Origin of the sequence: Chryseobacterium sp., assembly GCF_008014695.1 — a bacterium.
In the GTDB taxonomy this organism is placed as follows: Bacteria; Bacteroidota; Bacteroidia; order Flavobacteriales; family Weeksellaceae; genus Kaistella.
In genome coordinates this window covers 288,205-305,857 of sequence record NZ_VOXE01000003.1, presented here as the reverse complement: position 1 = coordinate 305,857, position 17,653 = coordinate 288,205, and the positions used below count along the sequence as shown (strand labels likewise).

Annotated in this window: 17 protein-coding genes and 1 tRNA gene; 7 read left to right on the top strand and 11 right to left on the bottom strand. The window is 41.0% G+C overall.

From position 1 onward, the window contains the following. Nucleotides 1–72: 72 nt before the first annotated feature. Together FUA25_RS09285 and FUA25_RS09280 are read right to left on the bottom strand one after the other, a co-directional pair. Nucleotides 73–357 (bottom strand): hypothetical protein, encoded by a 285-nt coding sequence (locus FUA25_RS09285; protein ID WP_185146694.1) that lies wholly within the window; start codon nucleotides 355–357, stop codon nucleotides 73–75. A 124-nt stretch (nucleotides 358–481) separates the two neighbouring features. Further along, nucleotides 482–2,089: a fumarate hydratase gene (locus FUA25_RS09280; RefSeq protein ID WP_147756632.1), complete on the bottom strand. Its 1,608-nt coding sequence runs from the start codon at nucleotides 2,087–2,089 to the stop codon at nucleotides 482–484. A 92-nt stretch (nucleotides 2,090–2,181) separates the two neighbouring features. Between FUA25_RS09280 and fumC the strand changes: the two genes are divergently transcribed. Then, nucleotides 2,182–3,564 carry a class II fumarate hydratase gene (gene fumC, locus FUA25_RS09275; protein ID WP_147756631.1) on the top strand — a complete coding sequence of 461 codons (1,383 nt, stop codon included), beginning with the start codon at nucleotides 2,182–2,184 and terminating at the stop codon, nucleotides 3,562–3,564. Nucleotides 3,565–3,649: 85 nt separating this feature from the next. On the opposite strand, the gene FUA25_RS09270 is transcribed toward fumC, so the two are convergent. From FUA25_RS09270 to FUA25_RS09240, 7 genes are all read right to left on the bottom strand, one after another. Further along, nucleotides 3,650–4,366, bottom strand: a complete 717-nt coding sequence (locus FUA25_RS09270) for an ABC transporter ATP-binding protein (RefSeq protein ID WP_147756630.1) — start codon at nucleotides 4,364–4,366, stop codon at nucleotides 3,650–3,652. A gap of 40 nt (nucleotides 4,367–4,406) precedes the next feature. Then, entirely contained in the window at nucleotides 4,407–5,879 is a 1,473-nt protein-coding gene (locus FUA25_RS09265; RefSeq protein ID WP_147756629.1) for a DUF5687 family protein, read from the bottom strand. A gap of 88 nt (nucleotides 5,880–5,967) precedes the next feature. Beyond that, nucleotides 5,968–6,708, bottom strand: coding sequence for a LytR/AlgR family response regulator transcription factor (locus FUA25_RS09260; RefSeq protein WP_147756628.1), 741 nt, complete (start codon nucleotides 6,706–6,708; stop codon nucleotides 5,968–5,970). Between the two features lie 13 nt (nucleotides 6,709–6,721). Then, nucleotides 6,722–7,012, bottom strand: a complete 291-nt coding sequence (locus tag FUA25_RS09255; RefSeq protein WP_147756627.1) for a 2TM domain-containing protein — start codon at nucleotides 7,010–7,012, stop codon at nucleotides 6,722–6,724. 2 nt (nucleotides 7,013–7,014) lie between these two features. Then, complete coding sequence (locus tag FUA25_RS09250) at nucleotides 7,015–7,287, bottom strand: 2TM domain-containing protein (protein ID WP_147756626.1); 273 nt, start codon at nucleotides 7,285–7,287, stop codon at nucleotides 7,015–7,017. 5 nt (nucleotides 7,288–7,292) lie between these two features. After that, the gene (locus FUA25_RS09245; RefSeq protein ID WP_147756625.1) at nucleotides 7,293–8,609 is read right to left on the bottom strand and encodes a 2TM domain-containing protein; all 1,317 of its coding nucleotides are present in this window, start codon (nucleotides 8,607–8,609) and stop codon (nucleotides 7,293–7,295) included. 141 nt (nucleotides 8,610–8,750) lie between these two features. Beyond that, nucleotides 8,751–11,270, bottom strand: coding sequence for an ATP-dependent Clp protease ATP-binding subunit (locus FUA25_RS09240; protein ID WP_147756624.1), 2,520 nt, complete (start codon nucleotides 11,268–11,270; stop codon nucleotides 8,751–8,753). A gap of 157 nt (nucleotides 11,271–11,427) precedes the next feature. On the opposite strand from FUA25_RS09240, the gene FUA25_RS09235 reads away from it, so the two are divergent. From FUA25_RS09235 to FUA25_RS09220, 4 genes are read left to right on the top strand one after another with little or no spacing between them, the layout of a single operon-like run. Beyond that, entirely contained in the window at nucleotides 11,428–11,664 is a 237-nt protein-coding gene (locus tag FUA25_RS09235) for a uroporphyrinogen decarboxylase (RefSeq protein WP_147756623.1), read from the top strand. Nucleotides 11,665–11,675: 11 nt separating this feature from the next. Next, nucleotides 11,676–12,773, top strand: coding sequence for a glycosyltransferase (locus tag FUA25_RS09230; protein WP_147756622.1), 1,098 nt, complete (start codon nucleotides 11,676–11,678; stop codon nucleotides 12,771–12,773). Between the two features lie 38 nt (nucleotides 12,774–12,811). Next, nucleotides 12,812–13,231 carry a SufE family protein gene (locus FUA25_RS09225; RefSeq protein ID WP_147756621.1) on the top strand — a complete coding sequence of 140 codons (420 nt, stop codon included), beginning with the start codon at nucleotides 12,812–12,814 and terminating at the stop codon, nucleotides 13,229–13,231. Next, on the top strand, nucleotides 13,228–14,193 hold the full coding sequence (locus tag FUA25_RS09220) for a glycosyltransferase family 9 protein (RefSeq protein ID WP_228411683.1): 966 nt from the start codon (nucleotides 13,228–13,230) through the stop codon (nucleotides 14,191–14,193). The genes FUA25_RS09225 and FUA25_RS09220 overlap by 4 nt, the downstream gene beginning before the upstream one ends. 48 nt (nucleotides 14,194–14,241) lie before the next feature. Here FUA25_RS09220 and FUA25_RS09215 read toward each other — a convergent pair. After that, nucleotides 14,242–14,316 (bottom strand) — tRNA-Val (locus tag FUA25_RS09215). 55 nt (nucleotides 14,317–14,371) lie between these two features. Next, entirely contained in the window at nucleotides 14,372–15,610 is a 1,239-nt protein-coding gene (locus FUA25_RS09210; RefSeq protein ID WP_147756620.1) for a bifunctional folylpolyglutamate synthase/dihydrofolate synthase, read from the bottom strand. A gap of 98 nt (nucleotides 15,611–15,708) precedes the next feature. Between FUA25_RS09210 and FUA25_RS09205 the strand changes: the two genes are divergently transcribed. Continuing rightward, nucleotides 15,709–17,058: a TolC family protein gene (locus FUA25_RS09205; RefSeq protein ID WP_147756619.1), complete on the top strand. Its 1,350-nt coding sequence runs from the start codon at nucleotides 15,709–15,711 to the stop codon at nucleotides 17,056–17,058. Between the two features lie 2 nt (nucleotides 17,059–17,060). Then, nucleotides 17,061–17,651 (top strand): SprT-like domain-containing protein, encoded by a 591-nt coding sequence (locus FUA25_RS09200; RefSeq protein ID WP_147756618.1) that lies wholly within the window; start codon nucleotides 17,061–17,063, stop codon nucleotides 17,649–17,651. Nucleotides 17,652–17,653: the final 2 nt, after the last annotated feature.

The following is a 17,653-nucleotide window of genomic DNA, read 5'->3' as shown; positions in this document are numbered from 1 at the left end:
CTGACCTTGTATATATGGTTTTGCTTTGTGATCGCTTTTCCCGGAATTCATGTGGGAAAGCGATGACATCAACTAGTGATGACCGTGAGTGTCGGGACCGTGAAGGAATGGTCCGTCGCCTTTAGGATTGCTGAAAACAAGTTCAACACCTTCCTGCTCTGTCATGAGCTTTCTTCTAACGTCTTCAGGATCAAAAGGTTTTGTTTTCCCGAAATATTCCGCAAGACCTTCTGTTAACCACAAAGGAATCACGAATCCGAAAAACATAAAGATACACCAGAACCCCACAAGGAACATACAGATAAAATACACCGTCCAAAGGAACTGATAAAAAGGCCAAAATGCTGATAACATCATCATTGTAATAGATTTTAGGCAAAAATAGGATAAATTTTGGTTGCTGGCAAAAGAATTTTCCGGATTTTGCTGTTTAAACTGAGTTTAAATAACTGTTTGCAAGAATCATCAAAAGTGAACAAGTTTAATGTGCAATACTTTCAAAGAAATCATTTCCCTTGTCATCTGATATAATGAAAGCAGGAAAGTTTCTGATCTCGATTTTGCGGACGGCTTCCATACCGAGTTCTTCAAAATCAACAATTTCCACAGAAACAATGTTCTCTTTTGCCAGTATTGCAGCTGGTCCGCCGATTGAACCCAAATAAAAGCCGCCGTATTTTGCGCAGGCATTCGTCACTTCTTTGCTCCGGTTTCCTTTTGCCAGCATAATCATGCTTCCACCCAAAGACTGGAATTCATCTACATAAACATCCATTCTTCCCGCCGTTGTAGGCCCGAAACTTCCGGAAGCCATTCCTTCCGGGGTTTTAGCAGGTCCCGCGTAATAAATTGGATGGTTTTTAAAATACTCTGGCATCGGTTTTCCGCTGTCGATGAGTTCCTTGATTTTTGCATGCGCGATATCGCGCGCGACGATTAAAGTTCCGTTCAGGTTCAAACGTGTTTTAATTGGATATTTTGAAAGCTCCGCGAGGATTTCAGGCATTGGTTTGTTCAGGTCAATGGAAACAGGGGCTTCAAGATGCGGTGCGGTTTCCGGCAGAAACTGCTTCGGATTGGTTTCGAGTTGCTCCAGAAAAATACCTTCGCTGCTGATAAACCCTTTGATATTGCGGTCTGCAGAACAGGAAACGCCCATCCCAACCGGACAACTCGCCGCATGACGCGGCAAACGGATGACCCGCACATCGTGAGTCAGGTATTTTCCGCCGAACTGTGCTCCAATTTTGCTTTCCTGACAGATTTTCTGAACGCGTTTTTCCCATTCCAGATCGCGGAAGGCCTGCCCTCCCATATTACCTTCGGTCGGAAGGTGGTCGTAATAACCTGCACTGGCTTTTTTTACAGCCGCTAAATTCGCTTCCGCGGAAGTTCCACCAATGACGAGCGCCAAATGGTAAGGCGGACAGGCTGCAGTTCCCAGATCCATAATTCTTTCCTGCACAAAAGTTTCCAGCCCTTTTTCGTTGAGTAAGGATTTTGTTTTCTGATAAAGAAAAGTTTTGTTTGCAGAACCGCCGCCTTTTGCAAGAAACAGGAACTTGTAGTAATTTCCTTTCGTTGCATAAATATCGATCTGTGCCGGAAGGTTGGAGCCTGAATTCTTCTCATCAAACATTGTTAAAGGCACGACCTGGGAATATCTTAAATTCCTTTCCTGATAAGTATTGTAAATTCCTTTGGAAATCCATTCGGCATCATCGGCGCCAGTGTATACATTTTCCCCCTTTTTTGCCACGCAGATCGCTGTTCCGGTGTCCTGACACGAAGGTAAAGCTCCTTCTACCGCCACAGCTGCATTCTGCAGCAGATTGTAGGCTACAAAACGGTCGTTGTCGGTAGCTTCAGGATCATCGATGATGTTTTTCAGTTTCTGAAGATGGGAAGAACGCAGCATGAAAGAAACATCAGCCAAAGCGTTTTCGGCAAGAAGTTCCAAACCTTTAGGGTCCACGGACAGGATTTCACGGTCACCGAATTTTTCAATTCTTACAAAATCTGAAGTAAGTTTTTTGTATTGGGTATCGTCTTTGAGAATGGGAAAAGGTTCCTGGTACTGAAATTCCATAGTTGATTTTTTCAGGGGCAAAAATACGGAAAAGAAGAGTTTAAGAAAACTTAAAAATAACTTTTGTAAATTTAAATCTTTAAATACCACATATGAATTACCGAACAGAACACGATACAATGGGCGAAGTGCAGGTTCCAGCAGATAAATTCTGGGGCGCACAGACTGAACGATCCAGAAATAACTTCAAGATCGGACCTGAAGCTTCGATGCCTCACGAAATTATTGAGGCTTTTGCCTACCTTAAAAAAGCGGCAGCCTACACGAATGCTGAACTGGGAGTGCTCTCTGCCGAAAAAAGAGATCTGATCGCCACAGTTTGCGATGAAATTTTAGAAGGAAAACTCAATGACCAATTTCCGCTGGTGATCTGGCAAACCGGCTCAGGGACGCAGAGCAACATGAATGTAAACGAGGTGATTTCAAACAAAGCGCATATAAATAATGGCGGAATTTTAGGCGAAAAATCAGCAATTCATCCGAATGATGATGTGAACAAATCGCAGAGTTCGAACGACACTTACCCAACCGCGATGCACATTGCCGCTTACAAAAAAGTCGTGGAACACACTTTACCTGCCGTGGAACAGCTCAGAAACACCCTTCACGAAAAAGCACAGAATTTTAAAGAAATTGTAAAAATTGGACGAACGCACCTCATGGATGCCACGCCATTGACTTTAGGACAGGAATTTTCAGGATATGTTGCCCAACTCGATTATGCGATGAAGGCCATCACCAACACGTTTGAACATCTTCAGGAAATCGCCCTTGGAGGAACCGCAGTCGGAACAGGACTTAACACACCGGAAGGCTACGACGTTTTGGTCGCGAAATATATTTCCGAATTTACAGGACTTCCGTTCATTACAGCTCCGAATAAATTTGAAGCCCTTGCTGCTCACGATGCGATTGTGGAATCTCACGGCGCACTGAAGCAGCTTGCCGTTTCACTGTACAAAATTGCTCAGGATATCCGTTTGCTGGCTTCAGGACCCCGAAGCGGAATCGGGGAAATCATGATTCCTGAAAACGAGCCCGGCTCCTCCATTATGCCCGGAAAGGTAAATCCGACTCAAAATGAAGCGATGACGATGGTTTGCGCGCAGGTTTTGGGAAACGACACAACCATCTCCTTTGCCGGAACGCAGGGAAATTATGAACTGAATGTTTTTAAACCGGTCATGGCGTACAATTTCTTACAGTCGGCGCAGCTTTTGGGCGATGCATGTATTTCCTTTAACGATCACTGTGCAGTTGGAATTGAACCGAATATGCCGCGAATTAAAGAACTGGTTGACAAATCACTGATGCTAGTAACGGCTTTAAACACGCATATCGGTTATGAAAATGCAGCGAAAATTGCCAAAACTGCCCATAAAAACGGGACCACTTTAAAAGAGGAGGCCATCAATCTTGGACTGGTAACTGCTGAGCAGTTTGATGAATGGGTAAAACCGGAAGATATGGTTTAAGAATCAGGGGATTTCAGAACAGATTCAAAACAAAAATGAAGTTTATCCACAGGAATAAACTTCATTTTTTTGGATTTGAAAAACTTTACTGCTCGTAAGCTTCTGCCGCTCCGGCGAAAAACGCTTCGAGTTCTTTTAACGTTTCGGGACTGGTTTGGATATCTTTCACGATTTCGCCTTTATTCAATACGACAATCCTGTTGCTGACTTCGGTGGTATGCGCCAGATCGTGGCTTGAGATGAGGAAAGTCACCTGTTCGTTCTGAGACCATACTCTGATCAGTTTTTTCAGCTTGATTTGTGTGGAAGGGTCGAGGTTTGCAAAAGGTTCATCCAGAATAATAATTTCCGGCGTTCCGATCAGCGCACCAACAATTCCTACTTTTTTCTGGTTTCCCTTGGAAAGGTCACGGACATACTTTTTGGCGTTTAAGATTTCTCCATTGAAGAAATCTTCAAACTGTTTCAGGAATTCATTCACCATCGGTCTTGACTGCCCACGAAGTTCCCCGATGAAATAGAAATATTCTTCCGGGGTCAGATAGCCGATAAGGAAGGATTCATCAATAAATGCAGAGACCTTATTTTTCCAGTTTTCATTTTCGTTCACCTGATCACCGTCAATCTGAATGAAGCCGGAACTGGGTTCTATTAAATCCAGCAAAAGGGAGAAGAGTGTGGTTTTTCCGGCACCGTTGTTCCCGACCAAACCGAAACTTTCGCCTTTTGGAATCTGAAGACCGGCAATATCAAGCACTTTTTTACCGCTGTACACTTTTGAAATATTCTGAATATTGATCATCGTTTTATGTTCTAATTTATTTGACGCTTTTTTTTGTGGGTTAAGCACTTTTTTTAAATGCTTCTATGGTGGAATATTTTTCTGATTTGTATGTTTTTACAATTTGATCGAAAATTTTGTGCCTCAGTAAAAATCCTGTGAGTCCGAGGATGCCCAAGCTTGCAACAGAGAGTTCAATGCCGGCCACCCATTTAACCAGTGCAAAAACCGCCATTGGAACCAGCATTTGAGGTATCATAATCAGCAATACCTTCATATTGAAATTATTGGAGCCGCCGCTAAAGGACTTCGTGCTGGAGTTCAGGTCAATCGGTTTCTTATTGAAAGCTCCGGCTAAAAGGGTAAGGTAAGAATTTACACCAAGATTGTACAGCCCCGCTGCAAAGATCGTCAGATAAAATTCCCAGCTAATGAACAGGTAACCTAGTGCTAAAATCATTGAAACTGCCGTAGCCAGAACCACCACATACCATTTTGCCTCGAGATAATCTTTGTAGGGCACTTTCTGCGTCATCATCAACGGATAATAAGAACTGTCCCAAGCGGGAACTCTCTGTCCGAACATCAGCAAAAAACCACCGGTAACGAAAATCCCAAGAAAAACCCGCATGAAATCAGTGCTGTAAGCACTTCCGCTGAAATACAACAACCCGTAAAACAGAAACATGACTCCCGCAATGACGGCAGATCTTGCCGCCTTGCTTCTTTTTAAAAGTCGGATATCATTGTTGATGAAGGATCCAAGCGTTCCGAACCTGTTCAGGAAATCAATATTTTCGGTTTTTCCTTCCGCTTTCTCCAGTTCAAGTCCGCGGTCCAGATAGAAATTTTTCCGGATATTCCGATGTGCCAGATAACCTGTTGCCACCGTCAGCAGAACCGGAATCAAAAATACGCCCGGAATAGTATAAAAAGCAGAAAAGATCTTTTCTGAAAAAAAAGAAAGATGGAGGTAACCGTAATATTCTAAAAATGCAAAAACGCCGATAACTACCCCAACGCTGTACAGGACGGCATTCTGTTTATTCAGTAGAATGTTCAGGAAGTTGTTGAAATAAAAGACGAACATGATGCCGGTGAGGAACATCAAGACCCCGGAAACCGAATAATGTCCATGGAAAATAAGTAAACCGGAGAACGGAAGCATGAAAAGCAGATAACCCCAGTTGAAAAAATTGAAAATGATTTTCAGTAAGGTATAGTTAACGAGTTTCTTTTTGGTAAGATTCTGCGTCAGAAAAGGCTTGATATTCTGGGTCGGCATCTGTTGAATGAAATACCGAAGGACAAGATCAAAAACGGCATAATAAAGAAAATACCGGGAAAAAACCTCAACAGGATTGGTCTTCAACTCTTCAGCCGCAAAAAAATACAGGCCGAATGACATTGCGATAAAAACAATACACATTCCGAAATAAGAAAATCCCATTAAGATTTTCATCGCCAGATTGGCTCCGAACTGCGGATTTCTGAGAAAACTTTTAAGTTCTAATTTCAGGAGTTTGGAATACATTTTTTCTGTTTAAATATTAGTTAAATAAACTTAAAATTTGTTACACCACAAACTCAATTATTCCTGAATCCCGAATTTAACTTATAATTTAGGTAAGCCAGTCTTTAAAACATTTAACACGGTCGCGGCTGACAGAAATTTCCGCATCGGGCTGAAAAAGGAGACTGACTTTATAGTACGGTGATGTATGGATATTTTCGATAAAATCTGAATGGATGATGAACTGGCGGTTGACCCGGAAGAATTTTTTATCATCCAGAACTTCCTGAAGTTCATCCAGAGTAAAATCGGTTGGATACGTTCTGTCCTTCGTCTGAAGATAAACGATTTTGTTTTCACTGAAGAAACACGAAACCTCATCGGCATGAACAATCTTCAGGTTGTAGCCGATTTTTACAAGAATTCGGGACAGCCGCTGCTTTTCATCTTTAATTAAAGATTTGATTTCGCCAGGTTTGGGAGGAACTTCAGCCGGCAAAAAACTTCGGTATTTATCTATCGCCTGCTGCAGATCGTTTTCCATGATTGGCTTAAGTAAATAATCAATGGAGTTGAGTTTAAATGCTTTCAGCGTGTACTGATCAAAAGCCGTAGTATAAATCATGAAGCTTTTTGTCGGCACTTTTTCGAAAATATCAAAAGAAAGACCGTCTCCTAAAACAATATCGGAAAAAATAAGATCCGGATGCTGATTATTCTGAAACCACGCAACGCTTTCTTCCACCGAATGCAGCGTTGCAATAACCTGTAAATCAGAAAATAGACTCAATAAACGTTGAAGTTTCCGCGCGGCCGGTTTTTCGTCTTCAATAATGACTGTTTGTATCATGGCATCGTCAAAATTATCTCTTCCTGTTCATGATTTCGCGGATTTTTCGCTCTTCCCAATCGTGACCGAGAATAAAATCGCTCATAAAAACACTCATTCCGTGCACAAGAAGTCCCAATCCCCAGAAAATTAAGGTCCAGTAATTATTAATGTCCGTCATGTCATGGCCATCGCGAATATTATTGACGATAATAAAAGTATTGACAAGAACATACACCAATGCATGAATGTAAAATCCTTTCATTTTCTTCACTCTTCTTTTGGCGGCAAAATACCTGATATTGTTTTCGTTTTGAGTTTCCATCTCTATTGATTTTTAAGTTCTTTTTTAATCATATCATTCTCCCATTCGGTGTTGAGGAAGAAAAGTTTCACTGCTTTTATGGCCAGGAGGATCCCCCAGATGATAAAGATAAAAGAGATACCTGACCTGTGCGAGAAATCATCGTTTCTGTAGAGTCTGAAAAGAGAAACTGCCACTATGACAATGATAAATACGAAGACCTTTCTGTAAAATCTTTTTAAGTCCACAACCCTGTTCCGGGCATTCTGGTACTGTATTTCGGTATAATTTTCCATGATTTTTATTTTTTATTGTTTTCGCGGTCCAAAATTCTCTGAATCTGTTTTTCCTCCCAGTTTTTACCAATGCCGAAGACCCGTAATGCATGGGAAGCCAAGCCTATACCCCAACCCAGCATCGGCCACCAAAACCACTGGTTTTGCGGCGAAGTCCAGAGGTTTACAAAAACCAGAAAAGGAATAACCAAACAGTAGGAAGTTAGGTTCCCATAGAAACTTTTCAGTTCTTTCACTCTTTTTGTGGCATTTTCATATGCCAGACTTTCGGGGGTGTTTTTTGTAATCATTGCGGGGTGTTTTTGGGTTAACATGGGGATTTTTACTCTGAAAAAAACGGCTGATTTTTCGATGAAAACATTCTGTTTGGTCAGTAAGGCATAACGCTGCACGATATTCGACAGTCCGATGCCGGCACTTTCTTTTACCTGTTCCCGTGCCTGAAGGTTATTCTCGACAAAGAGGAAACCATTTTCTGAATAAATGATGATATTCAAAGGTTTCTGCGAGGTGGCATAATTGTGTTTAATGCAGTTTTCGAGCAGCAGTTGAAGGGAAAGCGGAACGACAAAAAATTTTAGATCCTCATCATTTACTTTAAACTCAAAGTTCACGCTGTCTTCAAACCTGGTTTTTAACAGTTCACAATAAGTTTTTGCAAAATCGATTTCTTCTTCAACCGTAACCAGTTCCTTGTCTTTCTGTTCCAGGATATACCGGTAAATCTTCGACATTGAAGCGGTGAAATGCTGTGCCTGAGCAGGGTTTTCATCAATTAAAGAGCTGAGTACATTCAGTGAATTGAAAAGAAAATGTGGATCAAGTTGGTTTTTCAGGCTCTCGAACTGTGCATTTGCAGATGTAGCAATGAGTTTCTGTTCCACAACTTCTTTCCGGGTAGATTTCTTCCACTCTTCCATGAAATTTTTAGCATGAAGGAAGAGCGATATGATGAGCGCGATATTGATCCCAAACCAGTTGATAAATCCCATATTTCCCGAGAAAAACCCGCGGAAATCCTGTTTTTGGATCAAAATCAAGTTGATGTAGTTACACAGCAGAACTAAAAATGTATTCAAAAGAATTGTAGCGATAATTCCGAGAATTGTTCTGGTCCGGGTCTGCTCTACCCACGAAAACTTTTTGGATAGCTGCGCGTTGATCCATGAATTCCCCATCGATAAGGTTATGCAGTACAGTGCCGCAACACCAATGTTCAGAAAAAGAGCTTCAGCGGTTTTTTCTTCAGTAAAAAATACGAAAGTAGAGATCCCCACAAAAAAGGAGAGCCAGAAAACCGTTATGAGACTTTTTCTTTTCATTATTCAAGGAATTATGAAGCAAATATATCAGCTTTGATGAAAGAATGAAATTAAAAACTACTGAAGGGTTTATTTTCATCACTGAAAGGCAATAAAAAAAACCACTGAAAAATCAGTGGTTTCTGTTTAATATCTAAAATATTATTTAGCTTTCGCTTTTTCTTTCTTGGTTTCTCCTTCCAAACCGTCTTTCGCCTCATTTACTTTGAGCAATACGGTTTCGCCTGCAGAAAACTGTTTGTTTACAAGCATTTCGGCCAGCAAATCTTCGATGTATTTCTGAATAGCCCGTTTCAGCGGACGCGCGCCGAAATCCTTGTCCCATCCTTTCTCTGAAATGAAGTCTTTGGCTTCAGCGGTCAATTCTAACTTATAGCCTAATTTTTCAAGTCTTGAATAAAGTTTTGAAAGTTCAAGGTCAATGATTTTTCTGATGTCTTCCTTCTGAAGCGAGTTGAAGATCACAATATCATCAATCCTGTTCAGAAACTCCGGTGCGAAGGCTTTTTTCAGCGCATTTTCAATTGTACTTCTTGCTCTAGCATCGGTAGTGGTTTTTTTGGCAGTAGTGCCGAAACCTACTCCGTCTCCGAAATCCTTCAGATCTCTTGTCCCGATATTGGAAGTCAGGATAATGATTGTATTTCTGAAATCAATTTTCCTACCTAAACTGTCGGTAACATGACCTTCATCTAAAATCTGCAATAAAATATTGAAGACATCGGGATGTGCTTTTTCAATTTCATCGAGCAAAATTACAGCGTACGGTTTTCTGCGTACCGCTTCAGTCAGCTGACCTCCTTCTTCGTAACCCACGTATCCCGGAGGAGCACCTATCAGTCTTGAAACGGCAAATTTCTCCATGTATTCACTCATGTCTATTCTAATCAGTGCCTCATCAGAATCAAAAAGTTCGCGTGCCATCACTTTTGCAAGTTCAGTTTTACCAACACCGGTTGTCCCGAGGAAAATAAATGTTCCGATCGGGCGGTTTGGATCCTTAAGTCCGGCACGGTTTCTCTGGATGGCTTTCACCACCTTTTTTACCGCATCTTCCTGACCAATCACTTTTCCGTTGAGTTTGGCATCCATCTGAGCCAGTTTGTCGAGTTCGTTTTTACCTACTTTGGTTACCGGAACGCCACTCATCATGGAAACGACTTCAGCTACATTTTCTTCGGAAACGGTTTCCTTTTTCTCCTTCACATTTTTATCCCAGGTTTCCTGCGCGAGATTGAGTTCAATCTGCAGCCTTTCTTCTTCATCTTTCAGTTTACGGGCTTCAAGATAATCCTGCGCTTTCACCGCTTTCTGTTTCTGTTCCTTAATTTCCTCGATTTTCTTTTCATGCTCGATGATTTCCGTAGGAACCTTCATGTTTTTGATGTAGACTCTTGACCCTGCCTCATCCATCGCATCGATGGCTTTATCCGGCAAGAACCGGTCAGTAATATATCTCGCCGTAAGGTTTACACACGCCTGAATCGCTTCGTCGGTGTAGGTCACATTATGGTGGTCTTCATATTTGTCTTTAATCTGGTTAAGGATCAACACAGTTTCCTCGATGGTTGTAGGTTCCACCATTACTTTCTGGAAACGTCTTTCCAAAGCGCCGTCTTTTTCAATATACTGTCGGTATTCATCTAAAGTGGTGGCACCGATACATTGAATTTCGCCTCTTGCGAGTGCCGGTTTGAACATATTTGATGCATCCAGACTTCCTGTGGAACTTCCCGCTCCAACAATAGTGTGCAATTCATCGATAAACAGAATGACATCCCTGTTTTTTTCCAGTTCGGTCATGATGGCTTTCATCCTTTCTTCGAACTGGCCGCGGTATTTTGTTCCGGCAACCAAACTTGCAAGATCAAGGGTAATGACCCGCTTTCCAAAAAGAACACGTGAAACTTTTTTCTGCTGAATCCTCAACGCAAGGCCTTCGGCAATCGCTGATTTACCAACTCCGGGTTCACCGATCAGAAGCGGATTGTTTTTCTTCCTTCTTGACAGGATCTGGGAAACTCTTTCGATTTCCTTTTCTCTTCCAATCACAGGATCCAGTTTTCCGTCTCTTGCGAGGGAAGTTAAATCTCTCCCGAAATTATCCAGTGTTGGGGTTTTGCTTTTTCCGGTACCTATATTTCCGGTAGGTTTACGCATCTGTCCGAACTCCTCTCTTTCCTCATCGTCGTCGTACGCGCTCATTTTCGGATTCTGTCCGGAATTCTTGAGCATGGTATGGTACTCTTTGGAAACCATTTCATAATCAACGTCGTAAGCATCTAAAATACTTGATGTTGGATCTTCTGTTTTGTATAAAATCCCCAACAGAAGATGAACGGTATTAATTTCGGAGCTTTGGTACTGTCTGCACTCGAGTTCAGATCTCTTCACTGCCTGATCAGCCATTTTTGTAAATGAAATATTGGCAATATCGTCAGTAAAAGGATTTAATCCGGCAACATTCAGGGTTTCTATCTTTCTTTTTATCTGTGATAAATCGGCATTCAGATTCTGAAGAATTTCTTTTGCAGAATTCTCTGTTTTTAAAATCCCTAAAAGCAAATGTTCTGTGTTGAGAAATTCACTCTTCAGTCTGCGTGCCTCATTTTTACTGTGTTTGAACACCTGGCTCAAACCTTCTGAAAATTTATAATCCATAGTATCTTCTCAAATTATTAATAAAGACTGAATTGTTCTTTACTTGACAATCAAAGTTACAAATACTTTACCAAAACCGATTAATGACTTTATGGCAGAAAAAATTTCCTTATCTCACTGAAATTGTTTAGGTTTGTTTCCTTTTTAAAATAAAATTATGGGTACATCTTTTGCAGATTTCATGGGCTACGGCGCATCTTTTTTCGTCGTTTTGAGTTTCCTGCTGAAGGATCTGAAAAAAATCAGGATTATCAACCTTCTCGGATGCATTTTATTTGTTGTTTATGGGGTGATGAAAGGCGAAGGAAATCTGAAAAGCATGTATTGGCCGGTAATTATCCCAAATGTCATCCTGTGTTTTGTGCAGGTGTACCATTTGGCTAAAAAAGATTAAAATTTCTCGCCGTGAAAGTTTTAGTAAGCGTTTTCAATAATTTAGCAACAGACCAACGGGTTGAAAAGGTCTGCACAACTTTATCAGAGAACGGTTACAAAGTCGAACTCATCGGGAACAGTTGGGGCGGTCTGCCCGAAATGGAGAGAAATTATCTCTTTTCAAGGATTAATTTACAATCAAAAACCCTGCGGTTTGCTTATATCGAGTTTCAGTGGAAGCTTTATAAAAAACTGCTTTCAGGTGCTGATAAAGACACAATCCTGCTTTCGAATGATCTTGACACGCTGCTTCCGAATTATTTGATTTCAAAAAAACTGAAAATCCCACTCGTTTTCGACAGTCATGAAATTTTCCCGGAAATGCCCTCTGTTAATGGGCGGTTTGTACAGAAAATCTGGTATCTGCTCCAAGACAGCATCATTCCGAAGCTTAAATTTATGATGACAGCCAGCGAAAGCTATGCCGACTGGTTCCAAAAAACCTACAACATCCAAAGACCTTTTGTAGTTCAGAATTTTCCATTGAGAACTGAAAATTCGCAAGATTATACCCTTATCAACTTCCCAAAAATCATTCTGTATCAGGGAGCAATTAATCCGTCCCGTGGACTAGACAAAATAATCCCGGAAATGCTAAATATCAAAAATGCCGAACTGTGGATCGCCGGTGACGGTCCCAGGAAAGATGAATACCTTTCTTTAACTAAAAATTTAGGCTTGACGGACAGAGTAAAGTTTCTGGGGAAACTTTCGCCGGAAAAATTACGCGAGATTACCTGTAGAGCCGATGTTGGCTTAAGCATTGAGGAGAACAACGGGCTCAGTTATTTTTATTCCATGCCCAACAAAATAGCTGATTATATTCAGGCACGTGTTCCGATCGTCGTTTCGGATTTTCCGGAGATGAAAAAAGCCGTGGATGTTTTTTCGGCCGGGGAAAAAATAGGCAGTTACAGCGAGCTTCCGGACAAAATAAACACAGTGCTGAACAACGGGAAACAATTTTATAAAAATGCCCTTAATACCGCATCTGATGCGATGTGCTGGGAAAAAGAAGCACCAAAACTCATTGCTCTTTTCAAAAAAGCAGGTTCGGCGGACATCTAAAACCGAATTCTTATCTTTGCACAAATCAATCATCACACATGACCCTCAAAGAAAAACAACAGGAAATTGTAGAAGAATTTGCCTTTCTTGACGACTGGGAACAGAAATACGAATACATTATTGACCTCGGAAAAGAGCTGAAGGGACTTTCTGAAAGTTCAAAAACTGACGACAATCTGATCAAAGGATGTCAGTCCAAAGTCTGGATTGATGCCGAATACAGAGACGGTAAGCTTTTTTTTAATGCAGATTCCGACGGTATTCTGCCAAAAGGCATCGTTTCATTGCTGGTTTCCATTTATAGCGGTCATACCACTCAGGAAATTCTCGATTCCGATTTTAAATTCATTGAAGATATCGGACTGCAGGAGTTTCTGTCACCCTCAAGAGCCAACGGGTTGATGGCCATGACCAAGCAGATTAAATTTTACGCAGTAGCATTTCAACTGAAAAAGTGACAAGGATTTTAGCATACCGGTTCTCAGCTTTTGGCGATGTTGCAATGACGGTGCCTGTTTTCCGTGAAATTTTGGAACAAAATCCTGAGGTTGAAATTATTCTGGTCACCCGGAACAGTTTCAGCGATCTTTTTGCCGGCATTCCGAATCTTTACTGCAAAGGGATTAATATTGATGAGTATAAAGGTTTTTTTGGAATGGGAAAACTGGCCGGAGAGCTGACTGATGAATTCAAACCCGATTATATCGCTGATCTCCACGATGTGATCCGCACCAAAATCCTCAACCGCATTTTCAGACGCAAAAGATTTCCGGTGTTTAAGGTGGATAAAGGAAAAGAGGAGAAAGATGTTCTCACCGATATTTGGAATATTGAGAAATCACCCCTTAAACATACCACCGAACGCTACGCTGATGTTTTTCGCGAAATAGGTTTATCGGTACAACTGTCTCATCAGTACAGAGAAACTTCCGCAGAGAAATCCGGCATTGGTTTCGCTCCTTTTGCACAGCATTTCGGCAAAATGCTTCCGCTTGAAAAATCCTTTGAGGTAGCGAAAATTCTTTCCAAAAACCATAAAATTTACTTTTTCGGCGGCGGAAATAATGAAATTAACATCTTGAATGAATGGGAAAAAAAAATACAGAATTCCGCCAACCTTGCGGGTAAACTTTCTTTGAAGGAAGAACTGCAGAAAATTTCACAGCTCCGTCTGATGATTTCCATGGATTCCGCCAACATGCATTTGGCAAGCCTTGTTGGGACCAGATGTATCTCTGTCTGGGGTTCAACGCATCCTTTTGCCGGTTTTTTGGGATACGGACAAAGTGTAGATGATGTGGTTCAGGTAAAAGAACTTACCTGCAGACCATGCTCGGTATTTGGTGACCGGGAATGTTACCGCGGCGATTATGCCTGTCTTCACGAGCTCAACATCCAGAAGATTATAGATAAAATATAAATTCTCCGACAGAAAATAAAAAAACTCCTCAATTTCTTGAGGAGTTTGTGGGCCCTGAGGGATTCGAACCCCCGACCCTCTGGGTGTAAACCAGATGCTCTGAACCAACTGAGCTAAGAGCCCTATTTACCGTCATTTGATATATCAAATTTTGGTTTGGCAAATATACAATGTTTTTTTATTTTTCCAAATTTTTTTCTAAAAATTCGCCCACAACAAAGTTACTTCCGCCGATAAAAATCATTTCAGCACTTTTAACATTCTGTTTTGCAGAAAGATATGCATCATCAAGATGGTCAAAAATAGTGTAATTAATTTTTGATTTTTTTAATAAATCCTCATAATCATGCGGGTCTCGGCCACGATTCACGTATGGTTTCACAAAATAGAATTGTGCGTTTTGCGGCAATATCCTCAGAACTTCATCAATATCTTTATCTTTCACGAATCCCAGGATGACATGTTTGTAATCAGGAATGGAATTCAGTTGGGCAAAAACTTCGGAAAGGCCGGCCTGATTGTGTGCGGTATCACAGATGGTTAAAGGATTTTTTGAAAACTCATACCACCTGCCGAGGAAGCCGGTGTTTTTCTGAACATTCAGAAGTCCCGTTTCAATATGGTTTTCAGCAATCTGAACTCCCTGTTTATGCAATTCTTTAGTTAAACCGAGAACCACTTTGATGTTTTTTTTCTGGTAATTCCCTTTCAGATCAGATGCTAAATCTGTTTTCCATCCTGTAACATCAATAAAAGATGAATTTTTTTCCTCTGCCTTATGCCTGATGATATTTTTAACCGTTTCATTTTCGTCTCCTGAAATTACCGGTGTGTCTTCTTTGATAATACCTGATTTTTCGATAGCAATCTTTTCAACAGTGTCTCCGAGAATATTCTGATGGTCGAGTGCAACATTGGTAATGGCCGTCACGATCGGATGAATAATGTTCGTGGAGTCCAGTCTGCCGCCTAAGCCGACTTCAATAATCGCAAAATCAACTTTTCTTTGATAAAAATATTCAAAAGCCATGATTGTGGTGAATTCAAAAAAAGAAGGCCGGATTCCAGTCGGCAATTTTTTGAGTTTCTGAATGAATTCATAAACAAACGCCTTATCACAGTTTTTACCGTTCACCTTAATCCTTTCCGTGAAATCGATGAGGTGGGGCGAGTTGTAAATCCCGACGACATAACCCGCTTCCTGCAGCACGGATGACAGCATATTGCTCACGGAACCTTTCCCATTGGTGCCGCCAATGTGTATTGTTTTAATTTTATCCTGCGGATTGCCAAAAAACGCGCAAAGTTCCGTGATGTTCTGCAAACCCGGCTTGTAGGCTTTTTTTCCGTCGATCTGGTAATTGGGAGCCTGAACGAACAGCCATTCAACTGCTTCCTGATAGTCTTTGTTTGTCATGGTGCAAAAATCATAAAAATTAAGCTGTTAAAAATTAAAACCGTGAAAAAAGTGTAACATTGTATGAAAAATTACGTCTAATATTCCTAAAAACTATCATGAAAAAGTTCTGGATTCTGTTTTTCGGTATCTCTTTTCTGGGGCTGAATGCCCAAAAAAAATGGTCGCTGCAGGAATGTGTGGATTACGCTGTTGAACACAACCTGCAGATCATTCAGAATAATTACAACAAACAGATTCAGGATCTGAATCTCAAGATAGCCAAAAATCAATATCTGCCGGGTGTTTCAGCCAGTCTCAGCAATAACGGCAGCTTCGGCCAGCAAAGATATATCAATGTAACGCAGCGGAATGACAATTTTACCAATTCCGCCAACGTTGGAGCAGACATTTTGCTGTTTAACAACGGCAGGCTCGAAAAAACAGTCAGAAAAACCGAATTTGAAGTTGAGGCCGCACAATACGATACCGAAACCATTACCAACAATATTTCACTGCAGATTGCACAACAGTATCTTACTATTTTGCTGAATAAAGAAATCACGAAAATTTCAGAAAGTGCTCTGCAGAATGCAGAAAGACAGTATAACAGAGCCAAAATCACGACTGATGTCGGAACTACGGCCAAAACCATTCTGGCAGAGGCAGAAGCAGCACTTGCACGCGAAAGACAGAATCTAAAAACGGCGGAAATCAATACCCGAAGAAGTCTTTTTGACCTGGCGCAGCTTTTACAGTTAACCGATTATCAAAACTTTGACGTCGAAGATGTACCGGTCATGGGCAATCCGGAAGCCCCATTATATTCTGCAGAAAACATCATCAGTACAGCGTACGGAAACCAGCCACAGATCAAGGCTGCCGAAGCCCGGATCAGAGCTGCTGAAGCACAGACACAGATTACCAGAACTGCTTTCTGGCCTACCATAACGGCCAATGCAGGATTGGGAACTTCTTATTTCAATACTTTAGTCCGCGGAAATGTAGGCGTCGATCCGGAAACAGGACAATCCATAACCGAAAGCGGCTTTTTTAAACAGTATACCGATAATTTTGGGCAGCAAATCGGAGTTTCAGCAAACATCCCTATTTTTAATAAAGGAATTACAAGGCTACAGGTAGAACAGTCGAAACTGAATGAGGAACTTGCCAAAAACAGTTTCGCTCAGCAGAAGCAGCAGGTGTTACAGAATGTGCAGAAGGCACAGTTTGATGCGGAATCGAATTACGAAGCCTTTATTGCAGCCTTGGAAACTGAAAAAAGCTCTGAACTCGCGCTGGATTTTGCCCAAAAAAGTTACGATGCGGGACGAAGCACGATCTATGACCTGAATGTCGCAAGAAACAATTATGCCAATGCACAGGGTTCTGTAGCGCAGGCCAAATACAATTACCTCTTCAGCATGAAACTTCTTAATTTCTATGCTGGGATTCCGTTGAGCCTTTAAAAATGTCGGTAGCCAATCTGGAAAAATATTTACCGCCAAATACCCTTCCATTCTTAAAAAAATGGTTTGCAGATTATTACATCCACATTAAAATCACCAGAAAAAGGGATTCAAAACTGGGTGATTACCGGAAAATGCCGGATAAAAGCCACCAGATCACCATCAATTCAACCCTTCAGCCGGAACTTTTTTTCTTTGTACTGACCCATGAGCTCGCACATCTTATCGCGTTTGAAAAGTATGGAATGCGAATTTCAGCACACGGACAGGAATGGAAGCAAACTTTCAGGGAAATGCTTCTGGAAAGCATTACCATATACAGTATTGAATTAAAACCCATTATTTTAAAATTCTCAAAATCACCAAAAGCCAATTTTATGGCGAGTCCGGAACTCGTTAAATATTTTCATATTGAAAAATACGAAGATGAAACTAATTTCGTTGATGATTTGGAGATAGGAAGTCACTTCGTTTACAAAAAACACCGGTACGTGATTGAGACAAAACTTAAAAAAAACTATCTTTGTATGAACCTCGACAACGGTAAAAAATACATGTTTAAACCGCTTGCACGGGTCGAAAAAATAAGCTAAAT